Annotated in this window: 16 protein-coding genes; 4 read left to right on the top strand and 12 right to left on the bottom strand. The window is 62.0% G+C overall.

Annotated elements, in window-relative coordinates:
* Positions 1-22: 22 nt before the first annotated feature.
* Entirely contained in the window at positions 23-1,042 is a 1,020-nt protein-coding gene (locus NDJ82_RS21030; protein WP_250926224.1) for a Glu/Leu/Phe/Val dehydrogenase family protein, read from the bottom strand.
* A gap of 185 nt (positions 1,043-1,227) precedes the next feature.
* Between NDJ82_RS21030 and NDJ82_RS21025 the strand changes: the two genes are divergently transcribed.
* A complete protein-coding gene (locus tag NDJ82_RS21025; RefSeq protein ID WP_099584978.1) occupies positions 1,228-2,031 on the top strand; it encodes a SirB1 family protein in 804 nt (267 codons plus the stop codon).
* Here NDJ82_RS21025 and NDJ82_RS21020 read toward each other — a convergent pair.
* The 4 genes from NDJ82_RS21020 to hmgA form a co-directional block, all read right to left on the bottom strand.
* Positions 2,028-3,395 (bottom strand): MFS transporter, encoded by a 1,368-nt coding sequence (locus NDJ82_RS21020; protein ID WP_112193598.1) that lies wholly within the window; start codon positions 3,393-3,395, stop codon positions 2,028-2,030. The two genes, NDJ82_RS21025 and NDJ82_RS21020, sit on opposite strands and share 4 nt — an antisense overlap.
* Before the next feature lie 74 nt (positions 3,396-3,469).
* On the bottom strand, positions 3,470-4,105 hold the full coding sequence (gene maiA / locus NDJ82_RS21015) for a maleylacetoacetate isomerase (protein ID WP_250926223.1): 636 nt from the start codon (positions 4,103-4,105) through the stop codon (positions 3,470-3,472).
* Positions 4,106-4,117: 12 nt separating this feature from the next.
* On the bottom strand, positions 4,118-5,404 hold the full coding sequence (gene fahA, locus NDJ82_RS21010) for a fumarylacetoacetase (protein WP_250926222.1): 1,287 nt from the start codon (positions 5,402-5,404) through the stop codon (positions 4,118-4,120).
* Between the two features lie 3 nt (positions 5,405-5,407).
* Complete coding sequence (hmgA, locus tag NDJ82_RS21005) at positions 5,408-6,691, bottom strand: homogentisate 1,2-dioxygenase (RefSeq protein WP_158878115.1); 1,284 nt, start codon at positions 6,689-6,691, stop codon at positions 5,408-5,410.
* A 119-nt stretch (positions 6,692-6,810) separates the two neighbouring features.
* On the opposite strand from hmgA, the gene NDJ82_RS21000 reads away from it, so the two are divergent.
* Positions 6,811-7,590 carry an IclR family transcriptional regulator gene (locus NDJ82_RS21000; protein WP_250926221.1) on the top strand — a complete coding sequence of 260 codons (780 nt, stop codon included), beginning with the start codon at positions 6,811-6,813 and terminating at the stop codon, positions 7,588-7,590.
* Between the two features lies 1 nt (position 7,591).
* Here the strand turns inward: NDJ82_RS21000 and dacB are convergent, their stop codons facing one another.
* The 7 genes from dacB to NDJ82_RS20965 all read right to left on the bottom strand — a co-directional run bounded on the left by dacB (position 7,592) and on the right by NDJ82_RS20965 (position 15,162).
* Complete coding sequence (gene dacB / locus NDJ82_RS20995) at positions 7,592-9,037, bottom strand: D-alanyl-D-alanine carboxypeptidase/D-alanyl-D-alanine endopeptidase (RefSeq protein WP_250926220.1); 1,446 nt, start codon at positions 9,035-9,037, stop codon at positions 7,592-7,594.
* A 77-nt stretch (positions 9,038-9,114) separates the two neighbouring features.
* Positions 9,115-11,532 carry a TonB-dependent siderophore receptor gene (locus NDJ82_RS20990; protein WP_250926219.1) on the bottom strand — a complete coding sequence of 806 codons (2,418 nt, stop codon included), beginning with the start codon at positions 11,530-11,532 and terminating at the stop codon, positions 9,115-9,117.
* A 109-nt stretch (positions 11,533-11,641) separates the two neighbouring features.
* Positions 11,642-12,577 carry a glutathione S-transferase family protein gene (locus tag NDJ82_RS20985; RefSeq protein ID WP_099584971.1) on the bottom strand — a complete coding sequence of 312 codons (936 nt, stop codon included), beginning with the start codon at positions 12,575-12,577 and terminating at the stop codon, positions 11,642-11,644.
* Between the two features lie 75 nt (positions 12,578-12,652).
* A complete protein-coding gene (locus NDJ82_RS20980; RefSeq protein WP_099585028.1) occupies positions 12,653-12,928 on the bottom strand; it encodes a GIY-YIG nuclease family protein in 276 nt (91 codons plus the stop codon).
* Positions 12,929-12,964: 36 nt separating this feature from the next.
* A complete protein-coding gene (locus NDJ82_RS20975) occupies positions 12,965-13,435 on the bottom strand; it encodes a nuclear transport factor 2 family protein (RefSeq protein WP_250926218.1) in 471 nt (156 codons plus the stop codon).
* A 96-nt stretch (positions 13,436-13,531) separates the two neighbouring features.
* Positions 13,532-14,167: a response regulator gene (locus NDJ82_RS20970; protein ID WP_099584969.1), complete on the bottom strand. Its 636-nt coding sequence runs from the start codon at positions 14,165-14,167 to the stop codon at positions 13,532-13,534.
* A gap of 188 nt (positions 14,168-14,355) precedes the next feature.
* On the bottom strand, positions 14,356-15,162 hold the full coding sequence (locus NDJ82_RS20965; RefSeq protein WP_112193581.1) for a response regulator: 807 nt from the start codon (positions 15,160-15,162) through the stop codon (positions 14,356-14,358).
* Positions 15,163-15,469: 307 nt separating this feature from the next.
* On the opposite strand from NDJ82_RS20965, the gene NDJ82_RS20960 reads away from it, so the two are divergent.
* Positions 15,470-16,069, top strand: a complete 600-nt coding sequence (locus NDJ82_RS20960) for a DUF1120 domain-containing protein (RefSeq protein WP_250926217.1) — start codon at positions 15,470-15,472, stop codon at positions 16,067-16,069.
* Positions 16,070-16,116: 47 nt separating this feature from the next.
* Positions 16,117-16,731: a DUF1120 domain-containing protein gene (locus NDJ82_RS20955; RefSeq protein ID WP_250926216.1), complete on the top strand. Its 615-nt coding sequence runs from the start codon at positions 16,117-16,119 to the stop codon at positions 16,729-16,731.
* Positions 16,732-16,741: the final 10 nt, after the last annotated feature.

Here is a 16,741-nt window from a genome sequence, read left to right as displayed (position 1 = left end):
TCAGGGCCTTTTTAATGCGTGCTCATCCGTAGAGCAGGCGTTCGGCCAGTTCATCCGCCACCCGTGCCGGGGAGCGTTTTTCGGCTTGGGCGTGGGCGTAGATTTCGGTCAGGCGCTTGCCGATGTTGGACAGGTGCGCGGTGATGGTCGGCAGTTCGGCACCGCTGTGCTTGAGGGCGACGTAGATCAGGCCGCCGGAGTTGATCACGTAGTCGGGGGCGTAGAGGATGCCGCGCCCTTCCAGTTGGTCGGCCACTTGCAGGTTGGTCAGTTGCGCACTGGCGGACCCGGCCACGGCGGCACAGCGCAGTTGGCCCACGCTCGTGCGGTTGAACACCGCGCCCAGGCCGCAGGGCGCAAGGATGTCACAGGGGGTGCTGAGCAACGCGTCATTGGCGATGGGGTGGGCGCCCAGTTGTTCCATGGCCAGTTGCACCTTGCCGTGATCGATGTCGCTGACCAGCAATTCGGCACCGGCGGCGTGCAGTTGTTCGGCCAGTGCATAACCGACGTTGCCCAGGCCCTGGACTGCCACGCGCAGCCCTTCGAGGTTGTCGCTGCCCAGGCGGGCCATGGCGGTGGTGCGAATGCCGGCGAACACGCCCATGGCCGCATGGGGCGAAGGGTCGCCAGCGGCGGTGGTGCTGGTGACGAAACAGGTGTGTTGGGCGATGCGATCCATGTCGGCCACCGAGGTGCCGCTGTCGATAGCGGTGATGTAGCGCCCATTGAGTTGCTCGACACAACGTCCAAACGCTTCAAACAACGCAGCCCGGTTTTCCACATGGGCGGGACGCAGGATTACCGCCGTGCCACCGCCTACCGGCAGCCCGGCCAGGGCCGCCTTGTAGCTCATGCCTTGGGCCAGGCGCGCGGCATCGGCCACGGCGCTTTCGTCGTCGGGGTAGGCGATATAACGACAGCCGCCCAAGGCAGGCCCCAGGCGGCTGTTGTGAATGGCGATGACCGCCTTGAGCCCCGTCACCGGGTCGACGCTCAGGTGCAGCGATTCAAGGCGGGTGCTGTGCATGAGAGCAAACATCGTCAAGCTCCCGAATCACTTCTGGTGTCGCCAAGTATAGGCTGGCGGCAGAAAACTGCCGAAGTGCACTGGAATAAGCCGCCCGATTTTGCAGGGCTTGCGACATAAGAACGTGGGATATTTCTTAAGCCACTAGACGAACATTCTCAGCAAGGCTAAAACGGGGGCATCCGCCGGAGAACGCAATGAAGCCCCGCCAAGCCTTTTTCGCCTGCCTGCAACGTTCGCCGCCGGCGCTGTTCGAAGCAGCGCTGTGGATCGCCGCCGAGCACGACCCGGCGGTGCAGCCGCTGGAGATCCTGCAGAACCTGGCCTTACTGCAACAACAGGTCAGCCTGAGCATGCCCATGCTGCCGGCAGATGAACTGGGTCAACCACTGCTGCGGCGCATGAATGACCTGGGGTTTGCCCAGGATGACTTCACCCCGCTGCGCCCTGCCGCCGCACTGCTGGACAAGGTGCTACAGCGCAAACGCGGGCAACCCCTGGCCATGGGGTTAATTGCCATGGAGCTTGCGCGACGCCTGGAGATACCGATGGTTGGCGTGAACTTCCCCGGGCACTTCCTGCTGCGGGTGCCCGGTGCCGATCACTTGCTGGACCCGTGCGGCGGGCGGCGCCTGTACCCCAACGATTGCCGTGAACTGCTGCAACGCCAGTACGGGCCCAACCTCAAGTTGCAGGCCGACCACCTGCACACCGCCGACGCGCGTTCTATCCTGCAACGACTGTCGCGCAACCTGCGCCAGTTGCACCTCGCCAACGACAACCCGCTGGCAGCCCTGGTGGACGCCGAGCGCGTATTGGAACTGGGCAGCGCCAATGCCGCCGACTACCTGGCACGGGCCAGCCTGTATCAACGCCTGGACTGCCCGAACGCCGAGCGTTTTGACCTGGAACACGCGCTGATGCTCAGTGAAGATCCGATCCAACGCCTGCGCCTGACCGAGCGGCTAGGGCACTTGCCGCCCAATTCAGTGGTGCACTAGCCCTCAGGCGCCTTGAGAATATCGCCAGGCAGCGCGCTTTTCGGCACATCCCCCCCTGGTGATCGGACCTGAATAATCAACAATGCCGCCATCACCGCCGGTATCGCGCAGAAGAAAAAAATCTGCTGCACCGGAATATGCATCGCCAGCAGCATGCTGCCAAACAACGGCCCCAGGATCGAACCAAAGCGCCCGACACCGAGTGCCCAACCGGTACCGGTGGCACGCACATGCGCCGGGTAAAAGTTGCTGGCGAAAGCATTGAGGGTCAATTGTCCCCCGATGATGCAGAACCCGGCCGCAAACACACAGGCCACCAGATAGTGCGAATTGTCGTGGTTCAGCCCCAGCAAAACGGTGCACACCGCAGCCGCCGCCAATACAGTGGACAGCAGGCGCACCTTGCTTTTGAGCCGGTCGGCAAACCAGGCCATGCCGATCGCGCCCAAGGTGCCGGCAAACAGGAACATCGACGTCACCAAATTGGCCTGATTCAGCGCCAGGCCACTTTCCAGCAACAGCGACGGCAGCCAACTGATCATGAAATACAGCAAGATCAGACTGACAAAGAAGGTCGCCCAGATCAGCAGCGTCGGACGTGCATAGCCATGGCGGAACAGCTCGACCACCGTCAGCTTGCTGCCCTGCGCTTGAAGGTGTTCTGCCTCGTTCGCCGGCGGCGGTTGCCAGTCGGGCAGCATGCGCGAGGTCACGTTGCGCAATCGCCGATACGGCGGTGCATCGCGCAACAGGCGCGGCAACGATTCAGGCAGCAGCCACACCAGGAACGGAAACAACAGCAACGGTGTGACGCCACCGGCCAAGAACACCGCTTGCCAGCCGAAGCTGTCGATAAACCCCGCCGCCACAAACCCACCCGCCGCACCGCCGAACGAGAACCCGCACGCCGCCAAGGTCACCATCAGAGTGCGCAGGCGCGGCGGCGAATATTCCGACATCAACGCCATGGCGCTGGGCATCGCGCCGCCCATGCCGATGCCGCAGATAAATCGTGCAGCCATCAGGGAGGTCAGTGAGTGGGCGAACACCATCAGCAGAGTCAGGCAGGCATAGATCAACACGCAGCCCAGCAAGATGCGCCGTACGCCAAATCGGTCAGCCAAAGGCGTCACCAGCAGCGAGCCTAATGTGAGCCCCAGCAGGTTGGCGCTGAACACCGGGCCGAACGCAGCTTTTTCCAATCCCCAATCCGACGCCAAAGCCGGCACTACATAGCCCAGCACCTGAGCATCGTAGCCATCGGTCACCAGCAGCAACGCCAGCAACAGGAGGATCAACCACTGATAGCGCGACACCGGACGGGCGTCGAGTGCCGCGCGAAAGCTGGCAATCTGATTGTGCATCGCAAGGTACCTGTTTATTTTTATTGGTAGGTGACGCATATCCACGGCGGGAGGGGCGGTGCAAGCCTTGAGCGTTATGGGGTGTCAGGTTGGTTGGCGGGGTGGGCCTGAATGAACGCCGGATGCTGCGCCGCCAATGCCGCCACCCGGCCAATGCGCGGATACGCAGCCAACGGCACTTTGAAGCGCTCCGCCGCGTACAGCTGGGGAATCAGAAACGTATCCGCCAGCCCAGGCTGTTCGCCAAAACAAAACCCCGCATCGCCAATCAACTGCTCCACCGCGCCCAGCCCCTGGCTGATCCAGTGACCGATCCATTCCAGCAATTGCGCCTCATCGTGCCCCCACTGCCGCAGCAGGTTCTGGGTGCTGGAGTTGTGCAGCGGGTGGATATCACAACCGATGATCGACGCCACGGCACGCTCATGGGCGCGGGTGGCCAGGTCTTTGGAAAGCAACGGCCCCTGTGGATAACGTTCGTCCAGGTACTCGATGATCGCCGGCGACTGAATCAACAGTTCGCCGTCATCGGTGCGCAAGGCCGGCACGCGGCCTTGAGGGTTGATTGCCAGGTACTCCGGCTGGCGATTGGCGCCGCCCGCCGGTACCAGCAGGTTCACCGGCACCGCCGTGAAGTCCAGGCCCTTGAGGGCCAAGGCGATACGCACCCGGTACGACGCGGTGGAGCGGTAGTAGGTATAGAGTTCCATCACCCTGCCCTCTTAACGTGCGGCGACCACAGTGCCACGGCATTCGCCGAAGCCGATGGAGGCGAAACCGTCCCGGTTGCAGCGGGCGCGCAGGATGATTTCATCACCGTCTTCCAGGAACCTGCGCACTTCGCCGGATGGCAATTCGATGACCTTCTTGCCGCCTTCGGTCATCTCCAGCAGGCTGCCGAACTGCCCTTCCTGCGGCCCGGACAGGGTCCCCGAACCGAACAGATCACCGGCCTGCAACTGGCAGCCGTTGACGCTGTGGTGTGCCACCAGTTGCGCCACAGTCCAGTACATATGCAGGCTGTTGCTCAGCGCCAGGCGCTGGGCCGGCAGGTTCTGTTCGCGCATGGCCGCGGTGGTCAGCAGCACTTCCAGTTCAATGTCCAGGGCACCGGCGGCCTGGTCACGTTTATCCAGCAAGTACGGCAGTGGTTGCGGATCGCCCTCGGGACGAGCCGGTTGCGCCTTGCGGAACGGTTCCAGTGCTTCGGCCGTGACGACCCAAGGCGAAATCGTGGTGATGAAGCTTTTCGACAGGAACGGCCCCAGCGGCTGGTATTCCCAGGCCTGGATGTCCCGCGCAGACCAGTCGTTGAGCAGACAGAAACCGGCAATGTGCTCGGCGGCGTCGCCGATGGCAATCGAGTCGCCCATGGCATTGCCCTGGCCAATCCAGATGCCCAGTTCCAGCTCGTAATCCAACCGTGCGCAAGGGCCGAAGGTCGGTTCGGTCTGGCCGGCGGGCAGGGTCTGGCCCTTGGGGCGACGCACATCGGCACCGGAGGCGCGAATGGTCGAGGCGCGGCCGTGATAACCGATTGGCACATACTTGTAGTTGGGCAGCAGAGGGTTGTCGGGACGGAACAGCTTGCCGACGTTCTGCGCGTGCTCGATACCGACGTAGAAGTCGGTGTAGTCATTGATCCGGGCCGGTACATGCATCTGGCAATCGGCGGCACTGTGCAGGACCTGCGCCTCACGCGCTTGCAGCGGGCTGCCCTCGGCAAGCAGTTCCAACAGGCGCTCACGCAGCGCAACACGCGGGCCACGGCCCAGTTCAAAAAACGCATTCAACTGGCCGCCCGCCGTCGCTTCAACCGCTCGGCGTGCTTCACCCTCAAATGCTTCCAGAGCGGCATGCAGGTCGAAGATGCAGTCCCCAATCGCCACGCCACTGCGCGGGGCCGAACCGTTGATGCTGAACACGCCCAACGGCAGGTTCTGCAAAGGAAAGTCGCGGTGGCCATTGGCGCAGGCCACCCAGCTTTGGGTAGTAGTGGGCTGAGTCATGGGTTATCTCCGGTTCGGGTTGAAGGTGTTGGGCAGCGAGGCCCAGCACGCGTCATAAGCAGGTTGAAGTTGCGGGCAGTCCAGGGCGAACTGGGTGGGACGCAGCACTTGGCTGGTCTCGAACATGAAGGCCATGGTGTTGTCGATCTTGTGCGGCGCCAACTCGGCGTTGATCGCCTTGGTGCAGGTCTCGCCGTCCGGGCCGTGGGCGCTCATGCAACTGTGCAGCGACGCGCCGCCGGGCAGGAAGCCCTCGGCCTTGGCGTCGTAGGCGCCCTGGATCAGGCCCATGTATTCGTTCATCAGGTTGCGGTGGAACCACGGCGGGCGGAAGGTGTTTTCGGCGACCATCCAGCGCGGCGGGAAGATCACGAAGTCGAGGTTGGCCAGGCCGTGCACGCTGGTGGGCGAGGTCAATACGGTGAAGATCGACGGATCGGGATGATCGAAACTCACGGTGCCGAGGGTGTTGAAGCGGCGCAGGTCGTATTTGTACGGCACGTTGTTGCCGTGCCAGGCGACCACGTTCAGCGGTGAATGGTCCAACTCGCAGGCCCACAGCTCACCGAGGAACTTCTGCACCAGGGTTGTAGGCTGTTTCAGATCTTCGTAGTGGGCAACCGGGGTAAGGAAGTCACGGGGGTTGGCCAGGCCGTTACTGCCGATAGGTCCAAGGTCCGGCAGGCGCAGCGGCGCGCCGTGGTTTTCCGCGACATAACCGCGTGCTTGCGCATCCAGCAGTTCGACGCGGAATTTGAGACCACGCGGGAGCACGACGATCTCCAACGGCTCCACCTCCAGCACACCGAGTTCGGTGGCGATACGCAAGCGGCCCTGCTCGGGGACAATCAACAGTTCGCCATCGGCATTGAAGAACACGCGCTCCATCGAACGGTTGGCGCGGTAGGTATGGATGCTGATGCCTGAGGGCTTTTCTGACCCGGCGTTCGCCACCATTGCGACGAGGCCGTCGATAAAGTCTGTCGGCTCGCCGGGAATATCCAACGGGTTCCAGCGCAGGCGATTGGGCGTTACCGCACCCAGAGGGCCACCGGCCAGCTGTCGCTCCAGCTTGACGAACGCCGGGTGATTGGCCGATGGCTGGATGCGGTACAGCCAAGTGCGACGGGCTTCGCTGCGCACCATGGTGAAGGCGGTGCCGGAAAACAGTTCGGTATACAGCCCGTAGGGCGCTTTTTGCGGGGAGTTCTGGCCGACCGGCAAGGCGCCGGGCAGGGCTTCGCTGGCGAATTCATTGCCGAAGCCCGAAAGATATTCGAGGTTCATGGAGCTTCCTCTGGGGTCAGTTGTTTTTATCGTAATCCAGTTACGCATAACGTAATTTGATCACCATCGACCGTCAAGCTATAAAGACGCCCATTCATCTCTCGGATTCTCGCCCTTCCATGGAAAAGCCCCGCGACACCGGTAAACAGAAAGTCCGCTCGGCCGAAGTGGGCACTGACATCCTCAAGGCCCTGGCCGAGTTGTCGCCCGCCACTTCGTTGTCGCGCCTGGCCGAACATGTGCAGATGCCGGCAAGCAAGGTGCACCGCTACCTGCAGGCGTTGATCGCGTCTGGTTTTGCCGAACAGAACACCGCCACTAACCATTACGGCCTGGGGCGCGAGGCGCTGCGGGTGGGCCTGGCCGCGCTGGGCAGCATGGACGTGCTGAAAGTCGGCGCGATGCCCCTGGCAGAACTGCGCGACGAGTTGAATGAAACCTGCTTTCTGGCGGTATGGGGCAACCAGGGCGCGACGGTGGTGCAGATCGAGCCGGCGGTGCGCGCAGTCACGGTGGTGACGCAATTGGGTTCGGTGTTGCCGCTGCTCAGCTCATCCACCGGGCTGGTGTTCAGCGCCTTCCTGCCGTCGCGGGAAACCGTCGAGTTGCGTGAGCGTGAAATCCAGGCCGGTCTCGCCCACGCCCTGGCCGACGACCAGGCTTACGCCCTCACCTGCGAGCAGATCCGCAGCCGTGGCCTGCACTTTGTGCATGGCCTGCTGATGCCGGGGGTGGATGCGCTGTCGGCGCCGGTGTTCAACGCGGTTGGGCAAGTGGCGGCGGTGATAACCGTGGTTGGCCCCACCTCGCTGTTCCATGCCGACGAAGATGGCCCGGCGGCGCAGCGCTTGCTGGCGGCGACCCAGGCCGTGAGTTGGCGGATGGGTTATCAGTCCTGAATCAGTCGTGCCAGTGCGCCAGGGCCACGGCCAGGCGGTTTTCCAGGGCACGGATCGGCGCTGCATCGCTCAAGTAGTTATTGCTGATCATCGAAAACACCAGCCGCCGCCCTTCGGCATCGGTGATGTAGCCGCTCAATGATGACACCCCGGCCATAGAGCCGGTCTTGGCGTGCAGGTTGTTTTCGGCAGCCGTCCCGCGCAGGCGATAACGCAGGCTGCCGCCGGTCATACGGTCGGCATTGCCGGCAATCGGCAAGGCGTTGTACCAGGCGTCGAACCAGGGTTGTCTGGCGCTTACCAGCAGCAGGTCCGCCAGGTTCTGCGCCGACACCAGGTTGCGCCGCGACAAACCCGAGCCATCCACCTGGCTGAGCGTCGCCGGGTCCAGGCCCTGGCGCTGCATAAATGCCGCGACCGCCGCCACACCCGCCGCCGCCGTCCCCGCGTTGGCCGTTTTACGGCCCATGGCCTTGAGCAACGCTTCGGACATGTTGTTGTTCGAGAGCTTGAGCAGCGGCGTGATCAGTGCCTGCAACGGTGCCGATTGATGCTCCGCCAGCACCCTGGCCGTCCCAGGGCTTGCACCGCCAATCACCCTGCGCCCCAGCACCTCGATACCCTGCTGCGCCAGGGCCTGCTCGAACAGATGGGCCACCAGTTGCGTCGGCTCCCACACGCTCACCCACTGCCGGCTTTGCTTGCCCGGCGCCAGCGTGCCTGTCAGTTGCAGCAGATTGGTGCCGTGCTGACGGGTGATGCCAAAGCTGTTGCCGGGGCCGCTGACGGCGCGGTTGCCCAGTTGCACGTAATCCGTGGGTGGGCTTAAAGAAACAGTCACCGGCTGGCCGGCAATGACCGGCGCCTTGGCCGTGACGATCAGGGTGCCCGCGTCAAAATCCGCATTGGGTGACACCGTCAACGCCGAAATCTGCGCGCCATAATAGGTACTTTCATCGTCCTGGGCCCAGTCGACGCCTAGCCGTTCGGCGTCGAAAAAGCTGTCGTCGAACACCAGGTCGCCCTGCACCTGGCGCACGCCCTGGCTCGCCAACTGGGCGGCGAGTGCCTGGTAGTCGGCAAACTGGGTGGTCGGGTCACCCAAGCCGCGCAGGTAGAGGTTGCCGACCAGGCGCTCACCTTGCTGCGGGCCGTTGCTCAGCAGTTGCGTGGAAAAGCGGTATTGCGGCCCCAGCACATCCATCGCCGCAGCAGTGGTGAGCAACTTGAGGTTGGAGGCAGGGATCAGGCGTGTGCGCGGGTTGTGTTGATAGAGGGTGCCGCCACTGCGGGCGTCGCGCACCATGACCGAAACCGTGGCGCCGTTGAGGGCAGGATCGGCCAACAGGCGGTCCAGTGTCGAGGACGTGGACGGCTGCGAAACGCTCGCACAGCCGCCCAGTAAAATGCTCAGGCACAGCAGGTGTAGCCATCGTCCAAAGTGCATCGGTACCGTGTTCCGCAAAGCCATTAATGGCCGCAACGCTAACAGCTCCGTACCTTTGTGGCGAGCGGGCTGGGGGTTTAGAACTCCAGGGTGCTGGACACCGACACCTGCCGCGCATCGCCCATGGACACAAACAGGCGGCTGGCCGCCGAGGTGTAGTAGACGCGGTCGAACAGGTTCTTCACGTTGACCTGGAACTTGACCTTCTGCCCGTCGATCCGGGTGTCGTAGGTGGCGAACGCATCCGCCACGGTGTAGCCCGGCAGGTCGAAATCGTTGGCGGCGTCGCCTGCGCGCTCGCCGACATACCGCGCACCCGTGCCGACGCGCAACTGATCACCGCCGAAAATATTGCCGAAGTCGTAGGCCACCGACAACGAGCCGGTGTGCCTGGCGACGTTTTGCAGGCGGTTGCCTTGCAGCGTCGGGTCGTTGTCCTTGATGTCTTCGGCATCGGTGAAGGCGTAGCTGCCGATCAGGCTCCACTTGTCGGTCAATTGGCCGCTGGCATCCAGTTCCAGGCCACGAGAGCGCACTTGACCGGCGATGCTGTAGACGGTGTTCGCACCAGAGCCCACCGACACCAGCACGTTGCGCTTGTCGATGTTGAACAACGCCGCGCTGGCGGTGATGCGCCCAGGAATGTCGAGCTTGGCGCCCAGCTCCCACGACTTGGATTCTTCGGGCGTAAGGTCGCCGGTCAAGGTGCTGCCATCGGCCAGGGCGGCGATGGTGGAGTTGGGCTTGAACGATTCGGTGTAGCTGCCGTAGAACGACAGCTCATCGGTGTAGCGATACACCAGCCCTGCACGCGGCACCCAGGCCTGGCCGTTGCCGTCGGTGTTGGCCTTGAACGGCACGCCTTTGCCGGCGTATTGGTCGTACATCTGGTAGCGCGCGCCCGCCACGAATATCCACTGGTCGGTGAGGTGGATCGCGTCCTGGAAGAACAGCGAGTCACTGCGCAGCAGGTCAGTCTGGGCGCTGTCGGCGGCGCTGACCGTAGTGCCCGCGACTTCGTTGCCATACACCGGGTTGTTGTAGTTGAACGTGGTGCGCGAGGCCTGGCGAATCAGGTCCGCGCGGTAGACCTTGCGGTACTCGTCGTCCAGGCCGAACACCAGGTCATGCTGCATGCCCAGCACATTGACCTTGCCTTCCAGGCTGGCCGTGGTGAAGCGGTCGGTGGTGATCGCGCCCTGGGTGCCGTCCATCCTGCGGGTCAGGGTGCCGTTGGTGTTCACCGCGCTGACGCGCACCTGGCTGGCGTCGTAGGTTTCACGGTTCCAGCTGTAGCCGAAGTGGGCTTTCCAGTCGTCGTTCAAGTCGTGGTCGGCTTCAAAGCGGTACAGGTCGGAACGCCCTTCCATATTGTTGAATGACTCATCCAGACGGCGGGTGGCCGGGATGTCCAGCGGGTGGTTGGACTTGTCGATGGCCGTGCCGCGGTCGAACGGGGAAAGAAATTCGCGGTGCTCGTAGGCAAACAACAACTTGGTGGTGTCGCCGTACCAGGCCAGGGATGGCGCCACCAGCGACTCGCGGTGAGTGCCGAAGTTACGCCAGTAGTCTTCGTCTTCATGGTCGACGATCAGGCGATACGCCAGGCCCGAATCGCCGATGGGGCCGGTGGTGTCGAGGTTGCCGCCGCTGCCGTTCTTGCCGTCGCCGAAGGACGAGCCGCGCACGGTCAGGGACGTGGCCTGGGTCAGTTGCGGCTTTTTACTGACGATATTGACCACGCCGCCCGGGTCCTGGATGCCATACAACAGCGACGACGGGCCTTTGAGCACTTCGACCCGCTCCGCGGTTGAGTTCAATGCACGGCCCTGCACCACCGGCATGCCATCGCGCATGATCGAGCCGTTCCGGTTGTCGCCAAAGCCGCGCAGCATCACGGCGTCCTGGGTGCTGGCCAAGGTGTTGGCCTGAGTAATGCCGCTGACGTTGGCCAGGGCGTCATCCAGGTTGCGCGGGGTCTGGTCGCGCAGCACTTGGGCGGGTACCACATTGACGGTTTGCGGGGTTTCCAGCAGCAAAGCACGGGAGCGCATCACCGAACTGGTGGGCGGCGGCTGGTAGCTGGTGCTGTCCTCGGTTTGGCCGACACCGCTGATGGTGGTCGCGCCGAGGTTGAGCGCACCCTCGGTGGGCACAGGTTCCAGGGCCAGGGTGCGGGCGTCGATCTGACGGAAGGTAAAACCGGAGTTCGCCAGCAAGTGTTGCAGGGCCTGGGTCGCGCTCATTTGCCCGCGGACCGCCGGGGCACTGAGGCCGTAAGGCGCTTCATCGGTATAGATCACGCTGATCCCGGTGACCCGGCTGAAATCGCTCAAGGCCTGGGGCAACGGTTTGGCAGCCAGGGCAAAGGTGAACTGGGCGCTTTGCTGCTCCTGCGCCTGAGCCACGCCCAGGGGCAGCAATGCCAACCCCGACACCGCTAATACCGAGGCTCCCAGCCACTGTTTAACCAAACCGCCTGCCGTCGACTTCATGCTGTGAGAACCCGTGTAGAAAACGCCGTTAATGCGAATAGATCGCAGTTTCAAGCACTACACGGATGGGCTGGCGATTTACCTCACCTGTATTTGCAAATATTTTTATTTATTGCGCCTGAATGCGAAATCCGAAACGCGGGAAATGCACGTGAACGGTACCGGCGCGTTCGTCGGTGCGGCGCAGAATCAGTTCTTCGCGCCCAGCGAAGAGCAATTCGCCAGCGACCGGGTCGACACCGTAATCGATGGCGCTGATGGTCACTTGCTGGCCGACCTGGAAGCCATTCAAGTCCTCGAACACTTCTTCCGGCAACGGCGCCGGTGTGGCCTTTTGTGCGATTTCCAACGCCTGCTCGGCGGTCATCTGGCTCGCGGTGCCATGGCCAAAACCGAGCACACGGCCCAACCACGCCGACACGGCCGGATACGCGTCCACCAACGGCGCGGTCACCGGCGTGGCCTTGAGAAACCACAGCGGGTGGGCCAGGGCAAAGTCGGCAATCGACGGTTCGCCAAACAGGAAGTCGCCCGGCTCTCGCTGCAATTGCTGCTCCAGCCGCGCCATAATCGCCGGCCATTGATGCTTGGCCAACTCGGCCGGAAGCTTGCTCGCGGTGCCGCCGCTGAACAGCGCGGCGCGGTCGGCGAGAAACGCCTTGATCGCTTCCGGCGGCAACTTGCCAAAACGCACCGCCACCGACTCCGGCTGGAACACCAGGCTTACGGCGTGGGCAAACACCACGCTGTCGGCCCAAGTGGCGAAGGTTTGGGTGATCATTTCCTGGCCCAGGGGAAACAACGCAGGTGCAATTTTTTCCTGTTCCAGGCGGCGAGCGATCAGGGCCGTGTCGCAATAAATGTCGGCGCCCACTTGCAGCACCGGGGTTTTACGATAGCCGCCCGTCAAGGCCGTCAGATCCGGTTTTGGCATCACCGGGGAGATATGCACCGAATGCCAGGACAACCCTTTGAAGCCCAGCAACAGCCGAGCTTTTTCCGCGAAGGGGGATGTGGGGTAGTGGTGCAGAATTAGCTCAGACATGCTGGGGTCCACCTAACAAATGAACCCGCAGCTTAGCGCGCATCTTGCTCAGGTGGCGTGATGGGAACCCATCAGTCAGATCAATGAACCACTCGCCGCCAGACACTCCTTCGCACTCTTCTTCAGCTTCTTGATCAAGCGTTCCTGACGCAACGCGTCGCCCTTGCTCGCGCACTGCTCGGTGTACACCAGCGCAACGGCAGGGCTGGAGAGAAAAAACCGCGCGCCCTTGCCGCTCTGATGCGAGGCAAAACGGCGCACCGGGTCGTTGCTGATGCCGCAATACAGCGAGCCATTGGCGGCGCGCACCAGGTAGACGTACCAAGGTTTGGGTTCGACGGGATCAGTCACGGCCAGGTTCAACAGACAAGTGGAACACCCAGCGTATCAACGACTGGCCTGGAATGCCTTCAAGCCTTTATTGGCCTGGGCACGCACGGCGTTTTTCACCAACGGCGTCCAACCCAACAACAGGCCCTTGGTGCCGAGTGCCTGGCGCGACCAGCGCCACAAATCAAAGTGATCGTGGTGCTCGCAAATCTTGCCGTTGCGGAACACAAACCGCGCCTGGATATCGTTGACCACGGTGTTGCCCGTGGCGCTGAACAGGTAGGTGGCGATCCAATGCGCGCCGCCGCTGTGGTCATCACTGCGCACGTTGTCGAAAGTCAGGGAGAAGTCTTTGGCGCGGGTGGTGAGCATGCGCCACATATCGCCGGCATCACGTCCGCGCAGTTCGCCGAAGGCCGGGTCGCTGAACACCACATCATCGGTGTAGCAAGCCGCCATCGCCTCGGCGTCAAGGCGCTGGAAAGCGCTGTAGAACTCGGTGATCAAAGCGTTATGGGCGTCGCTCATGGACAGGTTCCGAAAAGCCATAGGGGTTGCGTACGATAGTGCGCAAACGCGCGGAACACTATCGGCATTTACCAGGCTAATACCGCAGGCTAAGCGCTAAGGCACCATGCCACAGCTACGCGCGTAGGCGAACAGGTCCACATCGGTGGAAATGCACAGCCGATGCATCGCCGTGCTTTTCTGTTTGCTGATGGTTGAAATACTGCGATTGACCCGTGCGGCGATCTGGCTCACGGTCATGCCGCTGGCCAGCATGCGCACCACCTCCCGCTCCTTGTCCGACAGCTGCGGCTGCTGAGACTGATCGCCGGTACCCGCCTCCACCATTTGTACTCGCAGACATTCGCTGGCAAAGGTCTTGCCTTCACTGACCGCCTTAATCGCCAGAGGCAGTTCCTTGGCCGAGGCACTCTTGGCCACAATGGCCTGTGCCCCGTGGGCAAACGACGCACGCAACGTGGCCACATTGGCGAACATCGTCACCAGAATCACCGGCAACCCCGGGTACTGGCGCTGCAACAGGCTGAGCAGGCCGTAACCGTCAGCCTGCTGGCCACCCGGCATGGCGAAATCGGTCACCAGCACATCGCAGGGTGTGCTGCCCAGCAACCTGAGCAACTCATCGGGCCCATCGGCCTCCCCCACTACTTTGCACCGTCCATTCGCCTCGATCACGACCCGCTGCCCGATACGCACAATGGGATGATCGTCAGCAATAATTACTTGAAGCATAGGCACCCACGGATGATGGCAACTTGGACGCAGGCAAAATAGCGCCGTGGGCGATCCTCAACAACCGCTCACGACAATGAGCCGGGAGTCTGGTCCAGTGTTTGGTAGCCAATAAGCAACTCCCCACAAAACAAAAAGAAAATACCTACATAAAAAAACCGATCAACACTCGGCAAACCGTCGGCCCCCTACAGGCTGTTCAAGTAGGTGATGTAGGCCTGCAGGTCCGCCTGGAACACTTCCAGCTCGGCCCTGACCGACATCACGCCGTGAGCCTGGACCTGCTCAATCAACTCAACGCCTCTGGCCTCAAGGCCAACCCCACCCAGAAACGCCAGACTGCCCACCAGGCGATGCAAACGCTCGGCAGTCATTGCCGTATTGCACGTGAGGCGCGCATGTTCCAGCAGTGCACTGTCCTCCCGCGCGGCGACCAGCAGGCTTGCGAGCATCATGTCCACCGCCGATTGGCTGCCAAAGGTCTGGACAAGATCAGCGCGGGTGGGCCATGCCACGCCGGGCGGGGTGGGCTTGCGCACCGGCGGCAGCGCACCGGGGCCGGGCAACCAGTACAGCAACACCTTGCGCAGTTGTTGCAGCATCAAGGGTTTGCGCAGCCAGGCGTCCATGCCAGCGGCGCGACATCGTTGCTGATCGTGGAGTGTCAGGTTGGCGGTCAAGGCAATCACCGGCATGCGTGCCAGGCCGTTGATGCGCTCGCGAAGACGGATGGCGCGGGTCATCCGGTAACCATCCATCAGGGGCATCTGGCAGTCAGTGATCACCAGATCAAAGGGCCGGCTGACGATCGCTGCCAGGGCGCTGCGCCCATCGCTGAACAGCTCAAATCCCAGCCCGAGCGCCCCCAGGTACCAGCCCAGCAAGGCGCGGTAGGTGGAATGGTCTTCCACCACCAATACGGTCACATGCTGCCAATGGGCCGACAGTGCCGATTGCAGGTCAGGCACTTCGCCAGGCGGTGGGCAGGACGGCATGATCACCTCGTTGTTACGGTCGGTCCTGCTGCCCTCTTTTGACATTCAAATGACTGCTTAAAAACCCACCAAGTATCCCTATGACCATTTTTATAGCGATACAACAACTACGAAAGCTCAACACTTCCTACACATGCTCGGATTTCTTCCGACGCTATTCAGTGCACTCCAGCATTGTCGTAATAGTTGTATTCCCCCCGCCTCAGGTCGCCCGATAAATTGCGCCCCTCTCCAACGTCAGGCTTTGCCCTGGCACTGTAATTCGTCTGTTTTTGCACTGGAACAACCTGAAATGAAGATGTCCCTGATGAGCACCGCCCTGTTGCTCGCGACCACTCTACCCGCCTTTGCAGCCAGCACTGTGGACCTGACCGTAAAAGGCGTGATCACCCCAAGTGCCTGTACGCCTGTAATTGCAGGCGGTGGCGTGGTCGATCACGGAAAGATCGCCTCAAAAGATCTGGTTCAGGACAACCCTACGTCCCTGCCAAGGGTTATGTTGCAATTTTCCCTCAACTGCGAAGCACCAACCCACTTCGCCATCAGGCCCATCGATAACCGCACGGGTACCTCCATCGGAAGCAGCTACTTCGGCCTTGGCCTGATTAATGGCAACAAGAAGTTGGGGAGGTTTTACCTGACGCCAAGAAACATGATTGCTGACAACACCGCCGTCCAACCGATCGCCTCTATAGATGGCGGGCAAACATGGTATGCGGAGTGGGCCTGGGAACTACAGACCCTATGGGGCGTAGGCGCCCTGGACGACGCCAGCATGCCGATTCCGGTGAAGGAACTGACCTTGGATTTTGAAGTAGGGACCCAGATCGCACGCGCAGACCAGTTCGACTGGAGTAACGAAGAGCCCATCGATGGCTCCGGCACTCTGGAAGTGGTTTACCTGTAGCCCTAACCCCCCGTCCATCGACCTCTTCTCACAAAGGTTCTTTATCCATGAGCACATTTGCCACTCGCGCTGCGCTGGTACTGCTATTCACGCCAACGGTGTTTGCAGCCAGTAACACGGACCTCGCCATCAAAGGCAGCATCACTCCCAGCGCCTGCGAACTCTTGATGTCGAGTGGCGGCGTGGTCGATTTCGGCAAGATGTCGGCCAAGACACTCAATGCTGAACAATTCACCTCACTGCCCAACCAGTCGATGGAGTTTAGCGTGCGCTGCGAAGGCCCGACCTTCTTTACCCTGAACACCATCGACAACCGCGCCGGCAGCTCGGCCAATCATGATAACTGGCATGGGTTGGGCATGACACCCGACGGAGAGAAACTGGGGGGCGCAGCCCTTGCCTTGCGCGAGCTGGTCGCCGACGGCATACCCGCCCGCCCCATCGTCTCGGAGGACGGCGGCATGACCTGGAAACCGGCAGTGGCGCTCAATCACGTCATGCTGACCGCTGTTGCGATGGGCAACGAACTGGTGCCCATCGCCGTCAAGAACCTGGACGCACAGCTCAGCCTTTATACCCATATCGCACCTGCCGAGCGCCTGACTCTCATCGATGAAGTCCCCGTGGATGGTCATGCCACTGTGCAACTCAACTATCTGTAATTACTGCAGA

The organism is Pseudomonas sp. SR18 (assembly GCF_023701505.1).
In the GTDB taxonomy this organism is placed as follows: Bacteria; Pseudomonadota; Gammaproteobacteria; order Pseudomonadales; family Pseudomonadaceae; genus Aquipseudomonas; species Aquipseudomonas cyclaminis.
The sequence above is the reverse complement of the archived record's forward strand: the minus strand, read 5'-3'. Positions and strand labels throughout refer to the sequence as shown.